Genomic DNA, 21,210 nt, shown 5'->3' on the forward strand with positions numbered 1-21,210 from the left:
TGGTCTGGCGATCCGCGGATGCGGGGCGCCGTATGGAGAAAACGATGGTGACTTCTGTTCCCACACATGGGACCGGCCCGATCAGTCTGAAAATGCCCGTGCACGAGGGCAGGGCGATGGGCACCGGATCGAACGCTTCTCCGACCTCGTCTGCACATGTCGCCGGCACTGGTGGCACTTTCCTCAACTTCGGCGCTCGCGCCACCTCGGGAGTATGATTTCATGACCTTTTCAAGCGGCGGAACGATTTCAGGGCGGCTGTTCTCGGACAGCAATGGCGACAACACTGAAAACAATGGCACCGGCGGGTACGACACCGGCCTGGAAGGCTTGCGGGTCGAACTCTACAAGGTCGATTCCTACGGCAACAAGTACTTCCTGGGATACACGCACACCGACGCGTCGGGCGCCTACGAATTCACCGGTCTGCACACGTATCACAGCAAGTCCTACGTGGTGAAGTTCCCCACCGAGGTGAACGGCGAGCCGCTGGTCACGCAGAATGTCGGCGCTGAGAACGAGGACAGCGACGCCAACCAGCACTCCGGGTTCTCCGATCCGATCGCGGTGCCCTACACGTCCGGCGGCGACAAGAGCGCGCTCAACGTGGATGCCGGCTACACCTCCGACGCACCGGCCGATGGCGCCGTCGACGGCGAGGATTTCGGCGAGGACATGGTCCTCGGCTATGACGACTCCAACGCGCCCACCGACCAGGGCGGCGACAAGATCACCAACGATGCCGACCTGATCTTCGGCAATGGCGGCGACGACACGATCGACGGCGCAGGCGGCGACGACACCATTTACGGTGACAGCGGTGACGCCGGCACATTCGAAGGCCCGCGCGAAAGCTTCAACTGGGACCTCGTCTCGAGCCACCAGGCCGACAACACTGTCACCCAGAATACCGGCAGCGTGGACGTCACCTACACCCGGATCCTCGATACCGGGCACCACGAAAGCGACGTCGACAATCACACCAACCTGAACACCGCCGGCATCGACACGGGCGGCGAGGCGATCGACACCAACAGCTCGCTCTATTCGGAAACCTCCGGCAAGGGCAACACCGGCAAGTTCCAATGGGAGTTTTCCAAGCCGGTCGGCGACCTGGAATTCAACATCAACGATCTCGACGGCGACGGGCTTGTCACCGTCACCGCCTATGACGCCGACAACAACCCGATCGAAGTTGTCCTGCAGGGCGGCAAGGATGTCGTCATCAACGGCAACGAGGCCGATGCCAACGGCCCCTACCAGGATCAGAACGATCCCGACACGACCGTGCAGGTCACCATTCCCGGCCCGGTGTCGCGGGTCGAGGTCTCGCACACGCAGAATGGCCATGACAACTCGGGCATCCACATCACCGACATGTATTTCGACACCGGCTTCGATCCCGACCAGGATGGCGAGGGCGGCAATGATGTGATCACCGGCGGCGCGGGCGCAGACGTAATCTACGGCGAGGGCGGCAACGACACGTTCGTCGTCTCAACGTCTTCCGATGGCGACGGCGACACCATCGTCGGCGGCAACGGCCCGGACGACACGCTGGACAACGACACGCTCGACCTGCGCGGCGCGGGTCAGGTGACGATCACCCATGCGGCGGACGCCTCCGATGACGGCTCCCGCGCCGGCACCGTGACATTCGCCGACGGCTCGACCCTGGAATTCAGCCAGATCGAGACCATCCTGACCGATCCCCAGCGTGACGGTGTCGTGGACGGCGAGGAAACCGGCGAAGTCATGACTCCGGGCTACGATGACAGCAACGCCCCGAACGATGGTGGCGGCGATATCATCGACGGCCCGGACGGGAACGATGACGTCATCTTCGGCAATGGCGGCGACGACAAGATCGATGCCGGCGAAGGCGACGACACGGTCGATGGCGGCAGCGGCGACGACCGGATCACCGGCGGCAACGGCGACGACAGCGTCGACGGTGGCGACGGCGCCGACACCCTTGCGGGTGGCGACGGCACCGACACGCTGAACGGCGGCCAGGGCGATGACGATATCGCCGTGGGCGGCGACGACGAGGCGTCCGGCGGAACCGGCGACGACGAATTCACCGTCGACGGCACCGATCCGGCCACGGATATCGACGTCACCATCGACGGCGGCTCGGACGGCACCGACGGCAACCCCGACGGCCCGGAAAACGGTGACGAGGGCGACATACTGAACCTCGGCGACCGGACCGAGGACCTGACGGTCATCCTGGAAGACGCCGATCCCGAGAACGGCACGGTCAACGGCCTTGATGCCGACGATACGCCCGACATTACCTTCCAGGAGATCGAGCGCATCATCACCGGCAGCGGCGACGACACCATCGACGCCAAGGATGCCGACGGCCCGATCGACGTGGAAACCGGCGAAGGCGACGACAGTGTCGACGGCGGCAATGGCGACGACAAGATCGACACCGGCTACGGCAACGACACGGTCATGTCCGGCGACGGAAGCGACACGGTCGAAAGCAGCGGTGGCGACAACTATATCGACACCTCCAAGAACAGCGCCCTGCCGCTGCCCGATGACGGCTTCCCGTCCTACGGCCCGTTCCCGGCCGTGCCCTCGGATGCCGACCCGGACGACGACCGGGACCTGGTCAACACCGGTCGTGGCAACGACACCATCTATACCGGCGACGATGACGATACGATCAACGCCGGTGCGGGTGACAACTATGTCGACGGCGGCATCGACGACGACGTGATCACCGCGCTCTGGGGCAACGACACCATCGTCGGCGGCGAAGGCGACGACACGATCTCGTCCGGCGCGGGTGACGACCTCATCTATGGCGGTCTCGACCCCAACGTCGTGCCCTTCGACCAGGTCAACATCCCGAACGCCCCCGATGGCGGGACCTTCGGCCCCGACCCGGACGAAAGCAACGGCCGCGACTGGATCGACGCCGGCGCGGGCAACGACACGGTCTATGGCCAGGACGATGACGACACCATCTACGGTGGCGGCGGCAGCGACCTGCTCGACGGCGGTATCGACAACGACCTGATCTACGGTGGCAACGGCCGCGACACCATCTATGGCGGCCAGGGTGCCGACACGATGTATGGCGAGGCCGGCTCGGACGAGTTCCATTTCGACGAGCGCGAACATGCCTTCGGCGACGAGATCGACGGCGGCACCGAGGACGGCGACGAAGACCCGACAACCGACAACGAGAACGACCAGCTCGACCTGCGCGGTCTCGGCCGGTTCGAGATCGTCCAAAGCGACGGCGTCACCCCGCTCGACCTGACCACGCCGAACGATCCGGACGGCAACAGCTTCACCGGCCAGGTCAACTTCCTCGATGCCGACGGCAATGTCGAAGGCACGCTGAAGTTCACCGAGATCGAGGACGTCATTCCCTGCTTCACGCCGGGAACGGTCATCGCCACGCCGAAAGGCGAGCGCCTGGTCGAAGAGCTGCGCGAAGGCGACAAGGTCATCACCCGCGACAACGGCCTGCAGGAAATCCGTTGGGTGGGCCGCCGCGATCTGTCGGGGCAGGAGCTGGCCAGCGCGCCGCACCTGCAGCCGGTACTGATCCGCGCGGGTTCGCTGGGCCACGGCCTGCCGGAACGCGACATGATGGTCTCGCCGCAGCACCGCCTGCTGATCAACAACGACAAGTCGGCGCTCTACTTCGAGGACCGCGAGGTCCTGGCGGCCGCCAAGCACCTCACCGGCATGGAAGGTGTGTCCTCGGTCGAGGCCAGCTCGGTCAGCTACATCCACTTCATGTTCGACCAGCACGAGGTGGTGCTGTCCAACGGTGCCTGGACCGAAAGCTTCCAGCCCGGCGACACGGTGCTCGACGCGATGGGCGACGCCCAGCGCAAGGAGATCTTCGAGCTCTTCCCGGAACTCTCCGAGGCAGAGGGTCTGAAGGCCTACACCGCCGCGCGCCGGTCGCTGAAACGGCACGAAGCCCGGCTTCTGGTCAAGTAACAGCTTTGCAGCCGACCGGCCCTTTGCGGGGCCGGTCACATGGAATCGGTTACGGGGGCTGACTCGAGTTCCAGTGAACAATCCCGGTCAATGGCCGGGATTGTTTCTTTTTTGAGATCAAGTAATTGACGCCCGCGTAAATTAACGCCGCGTTATGCACAGTATGAAGGATTTCGCTCGAATTCTCCTTGTAGCAGAGGTAGATAATGTCTCAATCTTGACTCAAATTAGACGGTAATGCGGCGCATCTCGGGGGAGGTCCGTCCGCTCCTTCAGGAGGCCACTGCCATGGCGACGATTCCCGGCACTTCCGGCAACGACACGTTGCAGGGCACCAACGATCCTGACACGATCACCGGCGCGGGCGGCAACGACCGGATTTCCGGCGAAGGCGGCAGCGATTGCATCGACGGCGGGTCCGGCGATGACGTGCTCTTCGGCGATGCGGGCGAAGGCACCGCGCTTGGCTCCGACGCCTCGCCGCTGGTGCTCGATATCGACAACCTCGTCTCTGACAGCTCGTCGGGCGACAACAACGCCAAGGTCGGCGATGTCGCGGTCTACAGCAACGTGGCCAGCCTCGACGACGGCACCCCCATTTCCGCCCGCCTGATCCTGACCGCCAAGTCCGACAAGGACCTTGCCGTGGACCTGTCCGGCGGCGCGGGGTTCGAGATTCTTCTGAACGGCGACTTCGACGCGCATGACGTGGGCGAAACCGCCTCGTTCCGGCTGGAGTTCTTCGATCCGGCCACGGGCCAGAACGTCGCGCTGAACTCCGTCGCCACCTGGAACGACATCGACCGCAACAGCCCCGGCGACCAGGAATCCGTGACCGTCGACGCCGGCAGCTTCACGGATTTCTCGACCTCGGGCGACACGTCCTTGAACGTCACCACATCGGGTGGCGTGGTCAATGCCGCGGGGACGGAAACCAACGATCCGTCCGATCAGGACGCGTGGTTCTCGGCCTCGTTCGAGAACCGCGAATTCATCGAATTCACCCTGGAAACCCGCACCGGCCAGTCCGGCTTTTCCCTGTCGGGCGATCTTATCGACGACCCCGTCGTCACGCCCTTCGTCGAGGGCAACGACACAATCTTTGGCGGCAAGGGCAATGACCAGATCTTCGGGCAGGGCGGCAATGACAGCCTGTCCGGCGGCGAGGGCGACGACACGATCGAGGGTGGCTCGGGCAACGACATGATCGACGGCGGCGCCGGTAATGACCGGATTGACGCGGGCGACGGGTGCGACAATGTTGAGGGCGGCGCGGGCAACGACACGATCTTCGGCGGCGGCGACAACGACAACCTGAACGGCGGCGCCGACCGCGACACCTTTATCATCAATCAGCTGGGGACGTCGGGCGTCAACAACACCACCGTGAACGGCGGCTCGACCGGCGACGATTTCGACACGCTCGACATCACGCCGCTTCTGGATGACGGCTGGACCGTGACGAATTTCGTCAAGAACCCCGAAACAAACGGCAATCCGGGCTTCAACGGCCAGATCCAGCTTCAGCGCGGCCACGAGACGGCCAATATCAACTATACGGATATCGAAGAGCTGATCGTCTGCTTCACGCCGGGCGCACAGATCGCCACGCCGCAGGGCACCCGCGCGGTCGAAACGCTGCACCCCGGCGACCGCGTCTTCACCCGCGACAACGGCATCCGCGAGATCCGCTGGGTGGGCCGTCGCGACCTTGGCGCGGCAGACCTGGCCACGATGCCCAAATTCCAGCCTATCCTGATCCGCAAGGGCGCGCTCGGGGCCGACATGCCCGACCGCGACATGCTTGTCAGCCCGAACCACCGGATGCTTCTGGCCAACGAACTGGCCGAGGTCATGTTCGGTGAGCGCGAGGTTCTGATCGCCGCCAAGCACCTGACCGGGCTCGACGGTGTCGACCGCGCGGTCACCGACAGGGTCAGCTACATCCACCTGATGTTCGACCATCACGAGGTGATCCTGGCCGACGCGGCCTGGTCCGAAAGCTTCCAGCCCGGCGATTACTCGATGCGTGGCGTGGGGCAGGAAAGCCGCGACGAGATCCTCACGCTCTTCCCCGAGCTTGCCACGCAGGCAGGGTTGGCGGGCTACCACTCCGCCCGCCTGTCGCTCAAGGCGCACGAGGCGAAGCTGCTGGTGGACCAGGCGCTGCGCTAGAACCTGCACGCACCGCGCATCTGCGCGCAACCTCTACGCTTGGCGCGTCCCGCGCGCCTTGCGTGCCCAGCGCGCCTTGCGTGTTAAACGCCCCTTGAGCATCGCGCGCGTTTGGCATGTTGCACGCGCCTTGCTTGTTGCGGCGGCCTCGTGTGTTGCACAGGTCTTGCGCGTTGCACAGGTCTTGCGCGTCGCGCCCGACTTGCGCGTCCCGCGCGACTTGCTTCAACGGCCTGAGCCCGGGCGCCTTGCGTCCCGCACGCCGCCTGCACGCTTTGCGCGCGGTTATCTGACCCTAACGCACCGGGTTACAAGCACGCCGCGTCAATCCCTTGCCGCCCGCCACGCCGCCCAGGCTTCGGGCGTATCCAGATCCATCGTCGCCCGCGTCCCGCCAAGGGGGCAGGACCGTATCTTTTCCTGCGCGATCACCTCGCGCGCCCCGGTATCGCCGCCCAGCGAGAGCAGCGCCGGCAACAGCCGGGCGGGCAGGAGGGTCGGGTGCCCGAACTGCCCGTCCTCGTCCGTGGCGCGGATCACGTCGCGCGGATGGTCCGCATGCAGCGCCGCAACCGCCCGCATGTCCCCGGACGCCAGATCCGGCATGTCGGGCAGCACAATCATCAGCCCGCCCAGGTCCCGTTCCATCGCCCAATGCGCCGCCACGCGCAGCGACGCGCTGATCCCGGCCGCCGCATCGGCGACGGTCCGCGTCTCAAACCCCGTGCCTGCCGCCCCAAGGCTGGCGGCGCGCGCACCGGACCCTGCGGGCAACGTAACAAGGACAGGTAAACCCAAGCTTGACGCCCGCCGCGTTTGCCGCAGCAACAGGGACATGCCGTCCACCTCTTCCAATAGCTTGTCGCGCCCGCGCATCCGCGACGAGGCACCCGCGGCGGGCAGCACGATCCCCAATGTCACGTCTTCCGTGCCTTTCGCTGATGATCCCGAAACTATCCTCGCATCCGGCTCATGTCAGGGTCAAACAGGTGCTCCGTCAGCAGCTTTGCGGCGCACATCTCCCCTAGGATCTCGATCTCGGCCTGCAAGCCCGGCAGGGCGTGTTCGGCCGGGATCAGCGCCAGCGCGACGGATTTTCCGGCGTGGTGCGAATACCCGCCCGAGGTGCAGAACCCCTGCACGGTCCCGTCGATCCAGACAGGTTCATACCCGTTCACATCCGCATCCGTCGCATCCACCTCGAACGCCACCAGCGACCGCTTGGCGCTTTCGGCGCGCTCTTTCTCGGCCGCCGCGCGCCCGATGAAATCGGCGTTCTTCCGGAAACTGATGAAGCGATCCATCCCGGTCTCGCCGGGCGTGTAATCGGGCGAAAACTCCGACAGCCACGAGCCGAAGAAGCGGTCCAGCCGCAGCGACATCATCGCCCGCATCCCGAAAGGTTTCAGGCCGAAGCCCTTGCCCTTGCTCCACAATTCATCCCACAGCGCCCGCTGCGCCATCGGATCGCAATAGATCTCGAAACCGAGATCCCCGGTATAGCTGACCCGCTGCACGAGGCAGTCGACCATGCCTACGGACACATGCCGCAGATCCATGAACGCCATGTCGGAAATGTCGGCCCGCGTGCAGGCTGCCAGCAAATCCCGCGATTTCGGCCCCGCAATCTGAAACCCGTTCAGCCGGTCCGAAATATTCTCGACCGTCACCCCCTCCGCGGCGTTCTGCTCGAACCAGCGCATGTGATAGGCCTGCGCCCCATAAGAGGCGGTCAGTTGGAACGCCTCGTCCGACAGGCAGGAGACGGTAAAGTCGCCAATGAGCCGCCCCGCATGTGACAGCATCGGCGTCAGGCTGATGCGCCCCGGTTTCGGGATGCGCCCGGCCATGATCCGGTCCAGCCACTCGCGCGCGCCGGGGCCGGTCACCAGGTACTTGCCGAAGTTGTGAACCTCATTGATTCCAACGCCTTCGCGGACGGCCTTCACCTCGCGCGCCGTGGCCTCCCACGCGTTCGAGCGGCGGAAACTCGGCGTCTCGAACCGTGGCTCGTCGCCTGTCGCGAAATAGTTCACAACCTCCAGCCCGAACTGATGCCCCCAGACCGCGCCCATGCCGTCGAAAATGTCGTACATCGGCGTCGTGCGGAAGGGGCGCGCGGCGGGCAGTTCCTCGTTCGGGTAGCTGACGGAAAACCGTTTCTGGTAGTTCTCGATCACCTTGGGCAGGGTGTAGCCGGGCGTGATCCAGTCACCGTAACGCGCCACGTCCATGGCGGACACGTCCCGCTCGCATTCTCCCTCGACCATCCACTGCGCCAGCATCAGGCCCACGCCGCCGCCCTGGCTGAAGCCCGCCATTACGCCGCAGGCCGACCAGTAGTTCCGCAGGCCCGGGACGGGGCCGACCAGCGGGTTGCCGTCGGGGGCAAAGGTGAACGGCCCGTGAATGACCGACTTGACACCGGCGCGTTCCAGCGCGGGGAAGCGTTTATACGCGAAATCAATGGATTGCTCGATTTTGTCAAAGTCATCGGGCAGCAGTTCATGGCCGAACCCCCAAGGCGTTCCGTCCACGGCCCAGACGCGGCAGGGCTGCTCGTAGAACCCGATGCACAGGCCACGCCCCTCCTGCCGCAGATAGCTTTCACCGGCTGGGTCCATCACGTGCGGGTGCTCTCCGCCCGCGTCGATGATGGCGGCAATCTCGGGCACTTCCTCGGTCACCAGGTACTGGTGCTCCATCGGGTAGATCGGCACGTAGACGCCCGCCATCGCGCCCACTTCGCGCGCCCAGAGACCGCCGGCGTTGACCACATGCTCGGCCAGGATGGTGCCTTTCTCGGTCACCACCTCCCACGACCCATCCGGTTTCGGGTTCGTTTCCAATACCTTGCAATTCGTCTCTATCGTGGCGCCGCCCATCCGCGCGGCCTTGGCATAGGCGTGGGTTGTGCCCGACGGGTCAAGATGGCCGTCCAACGGGTCGTAAAGCGCCCCGATGATGCCGTCGGTGTTGGTGACGGGCGCGATCCTGCGCACCTCCTCGGGGCCGACGATCTCGGTCTCGAGCCCCATGTAGCGGTGCTTGGCCCGCTCGGCCAGGAGCATGTCGAAGCGATCCTTGTTGTCAGCCAGCGTCACGCCGCCCACGTGGTGCAGCCCGCAGGACATGCCGGTGATCTCTTCCAACTCCTTGTAAAGCTTGATCGTATAGCCCTGAAGCGCGGCCATGTTGGTATCGCCGTTGAGCGTATGAAAGCCCCCGGCGGCATGCCAGGTCGAGCCGGAGGTCAGGTCCGACCGCTCGATCAGCATGACGTCCGACCAGCCCAGTTTCGTCAGGTGGTAAAGCACGCTGCATCCGACAACGCCGCCGCCGATCACGGCCACTCGGGTGGTGGTGTTCATGGGGATTCCTTTCCGTCCGCTGTTGCGACCAGACTGTATGACTGCGGTCGGGCGGCATGTCCGTTTGCGACGGGTTTTGTCGTAAAAGCTTGGACATGGCGTCGGTGTATGACTGCGCGCGGAATCAAGGCGCGGCTCGCCGCGCCGCCGCGCGATCGCCAGACCGCCCCTCGGGCTGGCGATTGGCAGAAGTACGCCCTGCGATTGTAGGTTATCCGGATTTGGCTTCCATAAAGCGCCCTGAATTCCGGACTGATCGCCACCCCGCGGTCTGTCGATCGCGCGGCCATAGCCGCCAACGCCCGACTTTAGTCCCCTGACGCAAACCGAAAGCCCCTGTCGGAAACGACAGGGCAAAATGCCTCCACACGACCGATGATGTCGGGAACCGACACACGCGCGCGGCCCCGCTGGGGCAGTGTGCCGCCAAACAGCGAAATGGGAAACAACATGAAGACTCACGCACAGGCCGTTGTCATTGGAGGGGGCGTCATCGGATGCTCGGTGCTCTATCACCTGACCAAGCTGGGATGGACCGATGTCGTCCTGCTCGAGCGTGACGAACTGACCTCGGGCTCGACCTGGCACGCGGCTGCCAACATCCACGGTCTGCATGACAGCGCCAATATCAGCCGCCTGCAGCATTACACGATGAACCTCTACAACAGCCTGGAAGAGGAAACCGGCCAAAGCTGCGGCGTCTTCCAGCCCGGCTCGCTCTACCTCGCGCAGACCGAAAACCGCGAGCACCAGCTGAAACTGCAAGCCGCCAAGGCGCAGCTTTACGGCATGAACTTTCACGAGATCACCCGCGAAGAGGCCGAGGAAAAGCACCCGCTGGTCAATTTCGACGGCATCCGCTGCATCATGTGGGAACCCGATGGCGGCAACGTCGATCCCTCGGGCGTGACCAACGCCTATGCCGTGGGCGCCCGCCAGCGCGGTGCGGAGATCCACCGCTTCACCCCCGTCACCGCAACTGTGCCGCAACCCGACGGCAGCTGGATCGTCGAGACCCCCAATGGCGAGATCCACACGCAATGGGTCATCAACTGTTCCGGTCTCTGGGGCCGCGAGGTGGCGAAAATGGCGGGCATCGAAGTGCCGCTGCAACCCACCGAACACCAGTATTTCGTGACCGAGACGATTCCCGAGATCGACGGCATGGACCGTCGCCTGCCGTCCGTCGCCGACCGCGACGGCGAATACTACCTGCGGCAAGAGGGCAAGGGCCTGCTCATTGGCGCCTATGAACGCGACATGCGCTTCTGGGCCGAGGACGGCACGCCGCTCGACTTCGCGCATGACCTCTTCCCCGACGACCTGGAACGCATCATGGAAAACGTGATGCGCGCGATGGACCGTGTGCCGGTCGCCGCCGAGGCGGGGATCAAGCGGGTCATCAACGGCCCGATGATCTGGTCGCCCGACAGCAACGTGGTCCTGGGCCCGGTGCCGGAGCTCAAGAACTACTTCATGGTCGGCGGCATCATCCCCGGCTTTTCGCAGTCCGCCGGCATGGGCCTGATGGTCAGCCAGTGGATCGTCGAGGGCGAGATGAAATACGACATGTTCGCCTGGGACATCGCGCGCTTCGGCCTCTGGGCCAACGACCGCAAATTCGTCAAGGCGAAGGTCGAGGATGTCTATGCCCACCGCTTCGCCATCCATTACCCCAACGAGGAACGCGCGGCGGGCCGCCCCCTGCGCACGCGTCCCGTCTATGAAATGCAGAAAGAAATGGGCGCGGTCTTCGGTCTGAACTACGGCTGGGAGCACCCGCAATGGTTCGCCGATGAGCCGGGCACGAAAGACACCAACGGCTTCATCCGCCAGAACTGGTGGGCGCCCGTGGGTGAGGAATGCAAGATGCTGCGCGACCGCGCGGGCATCATCGATATCTCCAACTTCGCCAAGTACCACGTCAAGGGCCCGGGGGCCGAGGACTGGCTGAATGCCGTCTTCGCCAACCGGATGCCCAAATCCGTTGGCCGGTCCTGCCTCACGCCGCTCATCGGCGTGCGCGGCGGCATCGCCGGTGACGCCACGGTGACGCGCGTGGCCGACGACGAGTTCTGGGTCGTCTCCTCGGGCATGGCCGAGCGTTATCACAAGCGGTTCTTCGACATGGTCCCGCTGCCCGAAGGCACGACCTTCGAGACCAAGACCGAGGCCATGTGCGGCTTCAACGTCGCCGGGCCGAAGTCGCGCGAGATGCTGCAGCGCCTGACCAACGAAAGCCTCGCCACCGAGGATTTCCCCTTCATGCGCTCCAAGATGATCGACATCGCGGGCGTCGAATGCCTCGCCCTGCGGGTCAGCTTCACCGGCGACCTGGGCTGGGAGCTGCACTGCAAGACCGAGGACCAGGAGAAGCTCTACAAAGCCCTTTTGGAAGCGGGCAAGGACTTCGGCGCCGGCCCCGTGGGCGCACGCGCACTCATGTCCATGCGGGTGGAAAAGGGTTACGGCTCTTGGAGCCGCGAATACAGCCCCGAATACTTCCCGCACGAGGTCGGCTTTGCGCCGCTCTGCAAGATGGACAAGGAGTTCCTCAACAAGGCCGCGGCGGAAAAGGCCATGGCCGAGCCCACGCGCGAGGAACTGGTGCTGATCCATATCGACGAAGAGGATGTCACCGCCTCCAATGCCGACGCCACGGGCGGCGAGCCGATCCGCGACGCGAACGGCGCCCCCGTTGGCCGCGTCACCTCGGGGACCTACGGCTACACGGTCGGCATGAGCCTTGCCTTGGGTTACGTCAGGTCCGGCACGGTGAAACCCGGCGACGACGTGCAGGTCATGGTTCTGGGCCGTCCGCACAAGGCCCGCATCCTGCACGAGCCGCCCTTCGATCCCAAGGGCGAAAAGCTGCGCGCCTGAAACTCGGATTGCCTGCGCCGGTCGGGGGGCTTCGAACCTGGCCTGGTGCAGGTGGAAGACGTCCGTTGTTCCGCAGGCGAGAGACCGGAGCGGGCGTCATACGCAGCGGTTCAACGGGTCTCCTGCACGCAGTCCGTCCGGATCTGTCCTTACGGAAAAGGATCGGCCTTGCGCAATGTCGGGATCCCGCGCCCCGGCGACGCCCTCAAGGCCACAGGCGCGGGACTTGATCGCCGACAGGCGTGGGTTTTCACCCACCCTACGCCCGGGAAGCTCCGGCCCGAAACCGCGCCGCCGATTACCCGCGCCGCCGCCGGTTGCGCCGCGCCGGGCGGGGCGTGTCGCTGCTGTCCTCTTCGGTGCCGTCCACGTCGGACGAAAAAGCCCCTAGCGCCTCGGTGATCTGTTCCAGCGTCGGGCGCGCGCCGCGCGGGCGCGTCTCCAGCGCCTCGCGCATCTTCGACAGGTGCTCGGGCATCGTGCCGCAGCAGCCGCCGATGATGGTCGCGCCGGCGTCGCGGGCCAGCACCGCGTATTCCGCCATCAGCTCCGGCGTGCCGTCATAATGAATATGCCCGTCCACGTATTTCGGGATGCCCGCGTTGCCCTTGGCCACGATCGGGCGCTCTGTGCCCTGGGCCACGAACCCCAGCACCGTGCGCATCAGGTCCGATGCGCCCACGCCGCAATTGGCCCCGAAGGCCAGCGGCTTGTGGTCCAGCTTTTCGACCATCGTCGCCATGTCGGCCGAGGTCAGCCCCATCATCGTGCGGCCCGCGGTGTCGAAGCTCATCGTGCCGCACCACGGCATGTCGGCCAGCCGGAACGCTTCCGCCGCGGCCTTGTATTCTTCCGGGGCGCTGATGGTCTCCAGCCACAGCACGTCGGCGCCGCCTTCCTTCAGGCCGTCGGCCTGTTCGTGAAAGATCTCCACCGCAAGCTCGTGGGTCAGCTTGCCCATCGGCGCCATGATCTCGCCGGTGGGGCCGACCGAGCCTGCCACGATCACCGGACGGTCTCGCCTGTCGGCCACGTCGCGGCCGATTTCGGCGGAGATGCGGCTCAACTCGCGGGCGCGTTTTTCGGCGCCGTGCAGCTTCAGGCGGGCGGCGTTGCCGCCAAAGGAGTTGGTCAGGAAGAGGTCACTGCCAGCGTCCACCGCCTCGGAGTAAAGCCGGGTGATACGGTCCGGATGCTCGACATTCCACATCTCCGGCGCGTCGCCCGAGCCGAGCCCCATGTTGAAAAGATTGGTGCCCGTTGCCCCGTCAGCAAGGATCCAGTCCCGCTCGGCGATCATCTTGCTCAATGCGTTGGTCATGCGCAGCCCTTTGTGGTGTCCGGCAGGGAATCTCACACATTCCTTGCCTGCGCAAACCCAAAATCCTCATCATCATCCTGAGCCGGGATACCATCGGCCATCGACGTCACGGCCTGGTCCGAGCGGGACGCGGGCCGCCGTATCGCCAGCCAGAGGTCCAGCAGGCCCAGCCACAGGCCCGCATGGCTGCGGGCAAGGGCGTAGCGCGGCACGCGGATCGCGCCGAAGCTGGCCTTGAACTGCGCCAGCCCCGCCGAAGGCGCGAGCCGCGCGGCCAGGCGCGCCACGTGGCCGTTTTGCGGGGGCAGGGCCGCCAGCGACAGCTGAGCGACGCCGGCCTCGTGTGCGGCGGCGATACCGGCGGTGACCAGCGCATGCATGGTGCCCTCGGGCGCATCGTCGCCTGTGCGCATCAGGTCCAGGCACCAGTCGCGCCGTCCGGTATGGAAGCTGGCAAAGCCGATGACGCGACCGTTCCGGCGCGCGATGAACACCGCCTGGTGGCTCAGGTAGACCGGGCAGAAGCGGCCCATCGTCATGCCGCGGGCCGTGCCTTGGCGCGCTTGCCACGCCGCATCCGTCTCGCGCATCGCGGCCCAAGGCAGGCGGGCGCCGCGCGCCACGCTCACCCCGGCCTGGTCGGCCTGACGAAGCTTTCGGCGCAGCTGTCGATAGGCGCGGCCTTCGGGGCGGAACCCGGCCGGGTGCAACACCATGTCGTCGGCGACGTGCAGCGCCCGCCACCCCAGCCACCGTGCCGTGGCAGCCAGCCTCGCATCGGCCTTGTAGACCAGGGGGACGAGCGATTCCTGTCCGGCATGGCGTTGCAAAAGGGTCAGCACGTTGCGCAATCCGGCGGCCCCCGGGGCGGCAAGCGGACCGAACAGCAGGCAAAGCGTCTGGCCCGGGCGGATCACCGGCAGCCGCACCGTGCCGAGCGCCACGATTTCCGCACCGCTCTGGCGGCACAGGCCCGCCTCGGCCATGCACGGCCCGCTCAGGTCGGCCTCACTCAACGGGCGGCGTATCGTGCCGGGCCGGAGTCCGGCCGGCAGCGGCCGCATCAGCAGCGCCCCCGCCAGCACCGCCGGCAACGCGTAATAAACCAGCCGGAACGCGACGATGGCACTGAGCAGCTCGGTGTCCGGAACCTGCGGCAAGAGCGCCACCAGCACCAGTTCGAACGGCCCCAGCCCGCCGGGCGTGCCGCTCAGGAGCGCCGCGCCGAGCGCGATCATGTAGATCGGCAGCAGCGCCGCGAACGAAACCGCCATGCCGTCCGGCATCAGGCACCACAGCGCCAGCGCCGCACTCAGCGTGTCGATCAGCGTCAACCCGGCGATTGCCCCCAGCGCGCACAGGCTGGGCATCCGCAGGGTCAGCGCCTTCAGCCGGATACGCGGGTGAAGAAAGACCAGTACCCCGCTGACACTGAACAACAAAAGCAGCAGGGCGGGCAGGGCGGTTGGAAAGAGCCCCCGAGGCGCGAAAAGCGCGGCCAGCCCCAGCGCAAAGCAGAGCCCGATCAGGAACGTCACCGCGACGCCGGTGGCCAGCTTCGTCGCCTGAACCAGGCTCAGCCCGGGCAGCAGGCGCCAGCGCACCAGCGCGCCCGAAATCACGCCCAGGCCCACGGTCTGACCGATGGCAATCGCGGCGGCGCCGCTGATCCGTGCCTGTGCCGAGGGAAGATCCGTTCGCAGGTGCCGGTGCAATATCACGTCATACTGGCCCAGCGCGGCAAAACTCGCGGCGGTGGCCAGCAGGGCCCCGAGCCACTGCCAGGCCGACAGCTGCGCCATCACGGCCCCCAACCCGGCGAAGGCGCCGTCCTCGACCTGGCCCGCAAGAAGCCAGATGCAGATCGCGCCCAGGCCGAAAGGCGCGGCAACCCGCACCCAGCCTCCGGCGCCGGGCAGCGCGACGTGCAGCCCCCGTGATGCCATGATCAAATCCTTCCCTGGCCCATGTCGGCACAGGGTAAGGCCACGGCGTTACCGGCGGTTTAACGTATCAAATTGAATGCAAATCCCGAACCGCGCCGGGCCTCGCCGGACCTTTGCGGCCCGGCCGTCGCCCGCGTAGGGTGGGTGAAAACCCACGCGCCGTCAGGTTTCCTTCATCAGCTGTTCCTGCGCCACGCGCAGCAGTTCGTCCATCTTCGAACGGATCGTGTCGGCATCGGCCATGTCGCCCAGGTCGCCCGCGACCTTGCGCACCACGTCCTCGTGCCCGGCTTCCTCGAAATCGGACAGGACGACCTCTTTCGCGTAGGCATCCGCATCCGAGCCGGTTTTGCCCAGGATTTCCGCAGCCCACAGGCCCAACAGCTTGTTGCGCCGTGCCTCGGCCTTGAATTTCATTTCCTCGTCGTGGGCATACTTGTTCTCAAACGCGTTTTCACGATCGTCGAAGGTGCTCATCAGGCTCTCCCCGGGCAGGTATTTCAGTCCTCCCAGATATGGCCGCACGGCCACAAAGACGCAAGGGCATAAGGCCGCCTTGCCCCATTTCGCCGCATAGACTATGAGAACGCCAGATGCCGCGAGTCCCTCGTCGCGGCCCCAGATGAAAGAGAGCCCATGGCGCGGCGCAAGAAAATCTACGAAGGCAAGGCCAAAACCCTGTTCGAAGGCCCCGAACCGGGCACGATCGTGCAGTATTTCAAGGACGACGCCACCGCCTTCAACGCGGAAAAACGCGATGTGATCGAAGGCAAGGGCGTGCTGAACAACATGCTCTCGGAATACTTCATGACCGGCCTCACCAATGTCGGCATCCCCAACCACTTCATGAAGCGGATCAACATGCGCGAACAGCTGGTCCGCGCCTGCGAGATCATCCCGCTGGAAGTGATCGTGCGCAACTATGCCGCCGGGTCGATGGCCAAGCGGCTGGGCATGGACGAGGGCACGCAGCTGCCCCGTCCGATCGTGGAATACTGCCTGAAGGACGACGCTTTGGGCGATCCGCTCGTGACCGAGGAACATATCGCCGCCTTCGGCTGGGCGACCCAGCAGGACATGGACGATATCCTGTCGCTCGCCCTGCGCGTGAACGATTTCCTCGCCGGGGTCATGTACGGCGTCGGCATCAAGCTGGTCGATTTCAAGATCGAGATCGGCCGCGTCTATGACGGCGATTTCATGCGCCTGATCGTGGCGGACGAGATCTCGCCCGACAGCTGCCGCCTGTGGGATATCGAAACCGGCCAGAAACTCGACAAGGACGTGTTTCGGCGCGATCTGGGCAGCCTCACCGATGCCTATACCGAAGTGGCCAAGCGGCTGGGCGTCATGCCCAAGACCAACCCGCCCGTGACCAAACCGACGCTGATCAACTGAAGGACCCCGACCACATGAAAGCCCGCGTACACGTCATGCTGAAAAACGGAGTTCTCGACCCGCAGGGCGAGGCCGTCCGCCATGCGCTCGGCTCGCTGGGCTTCGACGGGGTCGAGGGTGTGCGCCAGGGCAAGATCATCGAGCTGGACCTGACCGAGACCGATCCCTCCAAGGCGAAAGAGACCGTGACCGCCATGTGCGAAAAGCTGTTGGCGAACACCGTGATCGAATCCTATTCGGTGGAGATCGCCTGATGCACGCCGCCGTCATCGTCTTTCCCGGCTCCAACTGCGACCGTGACATGAAGGTCGCGTTCGAGAACGCGGGCGCCAAGGTCTCGATGGTCTGGCACAAGGACACCGAGATGCCCGCAGGGGTCGACGTGATCGGCGTGCCGGGCGGCTTTTCCTTCGGCGACTACCTGCGCTGCGGCGCGATTGCGGCGAACTCGCCGATCTGCCAGTCCGTGAAAGCGCACGCGGACAAGGGCGGTTACGTCCTGGGCATCTGCAACGGCTTCCAGGTGCTGACCGAAACCGGCCTGCTGCCGGGGGTCCTTCTGCGCAATTCGGGCCTCAAGTATGTCTGCAAAGCCCTTGATCTGAAAGTGGAAACCTCGAATTCCGCTTACACATCCGGCTATAACGCGGGCACCACGATCACCATTCCCATCGCGCATCACGACGGAAATTACTACGCCGATGACGACACGCTCGCGCGGCTCAACGACGAGGATCGCGTCGCTTTCCGTTACGTCGAAAACCCCAACGGCTCGCAGCAGGACATCGCCGGCATCCTGTCGGAAAACCGCCGCGTGCTCGGGATGATGCCGCACCCCGAGCGGATGGCCGAGGAAACCCACGGCAACACCGAGGGCGCGACGCTCTTTTCCGGCCTTGTCGGCAGCCTCGAAACGGCCTGAGCGCCGCGCCGGCGGCAACCTGCCAAAGGCGCCATCGACCGCCCTTGTTCCGGCCTTGGCGACAGCGTAATCTGAGGCATGGCCACGGGCTTCTTTTCAAGCGAGGACAGGAACGGGCGCACGCTGGGCTGGCGGGCGCGTCTGGCGCTGTTGACGCTGGTGGCGCTCGCCATCGGGGTGGTCGCCGTCACCAACAGCCTGCTGACAGACCGCTTTACCGAAAACACCCGCAACCGGGCCGAGCTGCGCCTGGCGCTCTACTCCGGCAACCTTCTGTCCGAGCTGCGCCAGAACGCCATCGTGCCGCAGCTGCTGGCGCGCGACCCCGCGCTCATCAGCGCGCTTGACGCGGGCAATTTCACGCAATCGTCCCAACGCCTTATCACCTTCAACGAAGAGATTGAGGCCGCCTCGCTGACGCTTCTGGATGCCGACGGCCGGGTGGTGGCCGCCACCGACCGCGCCCGCATCGGGCAATCCGCGCGCGACGCGCCTTACTTCGTCGACACCCTGCGCAGCCGCGACAACATCTTCACCATCGTGCAGGACGAAACCGGCGCCTTCCGCTTCTTCTATTCGCGCCGCGTCGACAGCAACCAAACGCTCGCGGGCATGATCGTGGTCGAGATCAACCTGCAAAAGTTCGAACGCGCCTGGGCGGGCATTTCCGACGCCGTGCTGGTCACCGACTCGCAAGGCCGCATCATCCTGGCGACCGAGCCGCGCTGGCGCGGCCTGACCGAAGAAGCCGCACTCACCCGCGAGCCGCCCAGTTCCGCGATCTTCCGCGCCATCCAGGCCACCACCGACTGGTCCAGCCTGCCGCCCGACGCCTATGTCGAGGGCGAGGCGGTGATGCGGGTCGAGGGCAGGGTGGCCTTCCGGGGCTGGCGCATCGCCTCGTTCACCACCTATGCCTCGGTCCGGGACAAGGTGAACGGTGTCCTGGCGCTCGAAATCATGGTCTTCGCCATCCTTCTGGCGCTCGCCTTCTACTTTCTCAACCGCAAGACGGCGGCGCGCGCCTCGCTCTTCCAGCGCGAGTCGGCGGAGCTTCGCGCATTGAACGCACGGCTGCAGCGGGAAATCGCCGAACGCCAACGGGTGCAGGAGAACCTTGCGGTAGCCGAACAGACCCTCCAGCAAAGCTCGAAACTCGCCGTGCTGGGCGAGATGTCGGCGGCCGTTTCCCACGAGCTGAACCAGCCCCTGGCGGCGATGAAGACCTACCTCGCCGGCGCCCGCCTTCTGCTGTCGCGCAACCGCCCCGACGAGGCCGTCAGTTCGTTCCAGCGCATCGACGACCTGATCGAGCGGATGGGCGCAATCACCAAGCAGCTGAAATCCTACGCCCGGCGCGACGCGAACCAGTTTCAGCCTGTAAACATGGGCGATGCGATCTATTCCGCTCTGGCCCTGATGGAGCCGCAACTGCGTGAACGCAAGGTCGACATCACCCGGACCCTGCCCGAAGACCCGGTCTGGGTCATGGGCGACCGGGTGCGCATCGAGCAGGTCATCATCAACCTGCTGCGCAACGCCATGGACGCCACCCAGAACGCCTCCGAGCCGCGCATCGACGTGCTGCTGGCCGCGGGCGAGACCGCCGTGCTGACCGTGCGCGACAACGGCTCGGGCATCGCCGATATCGAGAACCTGTTCGAGCCGTTCTACACCACCAAGGAGCCCGGCGACGGTGTCGGCTTGGGGCTTGCCATTTCCTCGGGCATCGTCAACGACCTTGGCGGCCGGCTCACGGCACGCAATGCCACGATCGGTGGGGCTGTATTCGAAATGCAGCTGCCCATATTAAGTGAAGACTCTCAGCCCGATGAGACCAGAGCAGCGGAGTAGAAGGATATGCCGACCGCCATGAAGATCGCCATCATCGACGACGAAAAGGACATGCGCCAATCGATCAGCCAATGGCTGGCGCTTTCGGGGTACGACACCGAGGCATTCCCCTCCGCCGAGGAGGCGCTCAAGGTCCTTGGGCCCGATTATCCCGGCATCGTCGTCACCGACATCAAGATGCCCGGCATGGACGGGATGCAGTTCCTGAAAAAGCTCATGGGCACCGACAGCTCGCTGCCCGTCATCATGATCACCGGCCACGGCGACGTGCCCATGGCGGTCGAGGCGATGCGCGTGGGCGCCTACGATTTTCTGGAAAAGCCGTTCAACCCCGACCGGATGAACGAGCTGGCCAAGCGCGCCACCAACGCCCGCCGCATGGTGCTGGACAGCCGCGCGCTGCGCCGCGAACTGTCCGATGGCGGCCAGCTGATGAAGAAACTGATCGGCGCCTCGCCGGTGATGGAACGCCTCAAGGAAGACATCCTCGACCTCGGCCAAGCCGACGGCCATGTCCTGATCGAGGGCGAGACCGGCACCGGCAAGACCCTCGTGGCACACGCCCTGCACGCCGTGGGCGCGCGCGCGGGCAAAAAATTCGTCCTGATCTCCTGCTCGGGGCTGGAGGAAGACGCCCTGATGAAGCGCCTCTTCGGCCCGATGCAGCCCGAGGACACCCGCCTGCCTGCGGTGGAAGAGGCTCGCGGCGGCACGCTGGTGCTGGAGGATATCGAGAAACTCAGCGAGGCCGCGCAGGCCAAGCTGCTGACCTTCGTCAACGAGGAAGGCACGCCGCCCGAAACCCGCGTGGTGGCCATCTCCAATATGCAGGAACAGGACCGCACCTGCGAGGACGCCCTGCGCTCGGATCTCTTCTACCGCCTCGGCGCGCTGCGCATCACCGTGCCGCCCCTGCGCCAGCGGGGCGAGGATATCCTGACCCTCTTCACCCGCTTCTCCGACGCCTTCGCCGACGATTACGGCTGCGAGGCGCCGCAGGTCTCCGCGCAGGAAGCCGCACAACTGCTGCAAGCGCCCTGGCCGGGCAACGTCCGCCAGCTGATCAACATCGCCGAACGCGCCGTCCTGCAATCGCGCCGGGGCTCGGGCACCATCGCCTCGCTCCTGATGTCCGACCACCAGGACATGCAGCCGGTGATGACCACCGAAGGCAAGCCGCTCAAGGAATATGTCGAGGCGTTCGAGCGCATGCTGATCGACAACACCATGCGCCGCCACAAGGGCTCCATCGCCTCCGTCATGGACGAGCTTTGCCTGCCGCGCCGCACCCTGAACGAGAAGATGGCGAAATACGGCCTGCAACGGTCGGACTACCTCTAGTCCGGCCGGAACCCGGCCCGC

13 protein-coding genes are annotated in these 21,210 nt (G+C 65.4%); 8 read left to right on the plus strand and 5 right to left on the minus strand.

The window, feature by feature from the left end; genetic code table 11:
* Window positions 1–222 precede the first annotated feature (222 nt).
* Both ACQY4V_RS06505 and ACQY4V_RS06510 read left to right on the plus strand, forming a co-directional pair.
* Window positions 223–3,978 carry a Hint domain-containing protein gene (locus ACQY4V_RS06505; protein ID WP_428516049.1) on the plus strand — a complete coding sequence of 1,252 codons (3,756 nt, stop codon included), beginning with the start codon at window positions 223–225 and terminating at the stop codon, window positions 3,976–3,978.
* 288 nt (window positions 3,979–4,266) lie between these two features.
* The gene (locus tag ACQY4V_RS06510; protein WP_428516050.1) at window positions 4,267–6,153 is read left to right on the plus strand and encodes a Hint domain-containing protein; all 1,887 of its coding nucleotides are present in this window, start codon (window positions 4,267–4,269) and stop codon (window positions 6,151–6,153) included.
* A gap of 324 nt (window positions 6,154–6,477) precedes the next feature.
* Here the strand turns inward: ACQY4V_RS06510 and ACQY4V_RS06515 are convergent, their stop codons facing one another.
* Window positions 6,478–7,074 (minus strand): nucleotidyltransferase family protein, encoded by a 597-nt coding sequence (locus ACQY4V_RS06515; protein WP_428516051.1) that lies wholly within the window; start codon window positions 7,072–7,074, stop codon window positions 6,478–6,480.
* A gap of 32 nt (window positions 7,075–7,106) precedes the next feature.
* Complete coding sequence (locus ACQY4V_RS06520) at window positions 7,107–9,524, minus strand: GcvT family protein (protein WP_428516052.1); 2,418 nt, start codon at window positions 9,522–9,524, stop codon at window positions 7,107–7,109.
* 450 nt (window positions 9,525–9,974) lie between these two features.
* On the opposite strand from ACQY4V_RS06520, the gene ACQY4V_RS06525 reads away from it, so the two are divergent.
* A complete protein-coding gene (locus tag ACQY4V_RS06525; RefSeq protein ID WP_428516053.1) occupies window positions 9,975–12,407 on the plus strand; it encodes a GcvT family protein in 2,433 nt (810 codons plus the stop codon).
* Between the two features lie 298 nt (window positions 12,408–12,705).
* Here the strand turns inward: ACQY4V_RS06525 and bmt are convergent, their stop codons facing one another.
* The 3 genes from bmt to ACQY4V_RS06540 form a co-directional block, all read right to left on the minus strand.
* Window positions 12,706–13,728, minus strand: coding sequence for a betaine--homocysteine S-methyltransferase (gene bmt, locus ACQY4V_RS06530; protein WP_428516054.1), 1,023 nt, complete (start codon window positions 13,726–13,728; stop codon window positions 12,706–12,708).
* Between the two features lie 32 nt (window positions 13,729–13,760).
* Window positions 13,761–15,674 (minus strand): phosphatidylglycerol lysyltransferase domain-containing protein, encoded by a 1,914-nt coding sequence (locus tag ACQY4V_RS06535; protein WP_428516055.1) that lies wholly within the window; start codon window positions 15,672–15,674, stop codon window positions 13,761–13,763.
* A gap of 162 nt (window positions 15,675–15,836) precedes the next feature.
* A complete protein-coding gene (locus ACQY4V_RS06540) occupies window positions 15,837–16,151 on the minus strand; it encodes a DUF1476 domain-containing protein (RefSeq protein WP_057796751.1) in 315 nt (104 codons plus the stop codon).
* A 159-nt stretch (window positions 16,152–16,310) separates the two neighbouring features.
* Between ACQY4V_RS06540 and purC the strand changes: the two genes are divergently transcribed.
* The 5 genes from purC (at window position 16,311) to ACQY4V_RS06565 (ending at window position 21,189) form a co-directional block, all read left to right on the plus strand.
* Window positions 16,311–17,072, plus strand: coding sequence for a phosphoribosylaminoimidazolesuccinocarboxamide synthase (gene purC / locus ACQY4V_RS06545; protein WP_057796750.1), 762 nt, complete (start codon window positions 16,311–16,313; stop codon window positions 17,070–17,072).
* A gap of 14 nt (window positions 17,073–17,086) precedes the next feature.
* Entirely contained in the window at window positions 17,087–17,326 is a 240-nt protein-coding gene (purS, locus tag ACQY4V_RS06550; protein WP_428516056.1) for a phosphoribosylformylglycinamidine synthase subunit PurS, read from the plus strand.
* Window positions 17,326–17,994, plus strand: coding sequence for a phosphoribosylformylglycinamidine synthase subunit PurQ (gene purQ / locus ACQY4V_RS06555; RefSeq protein WP_428516057.1), 669 nt, complete (start codon window positions 17,326–17,328; stop codon window positions 17,992–17,994). The genes purS and purQ overlap by 1 nt, the downstream gene beginning before the upstream one ends.
* Window positions 17,995–18,072: 78 nt before the next feature.
* Window positions 18,073–19,848 carry a sensor histidine kinase gene (locus tag ACQY4V_RS06560; protein ID WP_428516058.1) on the plus strand — a complete coding sequence of 592 codons (1,776 nt, stop codon included), beginning with the start codon at window positions 18,073–18,075 and terminating at the stop codon, window positions 19,846–19,848.
* A 6-nt stretch (window positions 19,849–19,854) separates the two neighbouring features.
* On the plus strand, window positions 19,855–21,189 hold the full coding sequence (locus tag ACQY4V_RS06565) for a sigma-54-dependent transcriptional regulator (RefSeq protein WP_428516059.1): 1,335 nt from the start codon (window positions 19,855–19,857) through the stop codon (window positions 21,187–21,189).
* Window positions 21,190–21,210 lie beyond the last annotated feature (21 nt).

Source organism: Roseovarius sp., from assembly GCF_965277045.1.
GTDB lineage: Bacteria > Pseudomonadota > Alphaproteobacteria > Rhodobacterales > Rhodobacteraceae > Roseovarius.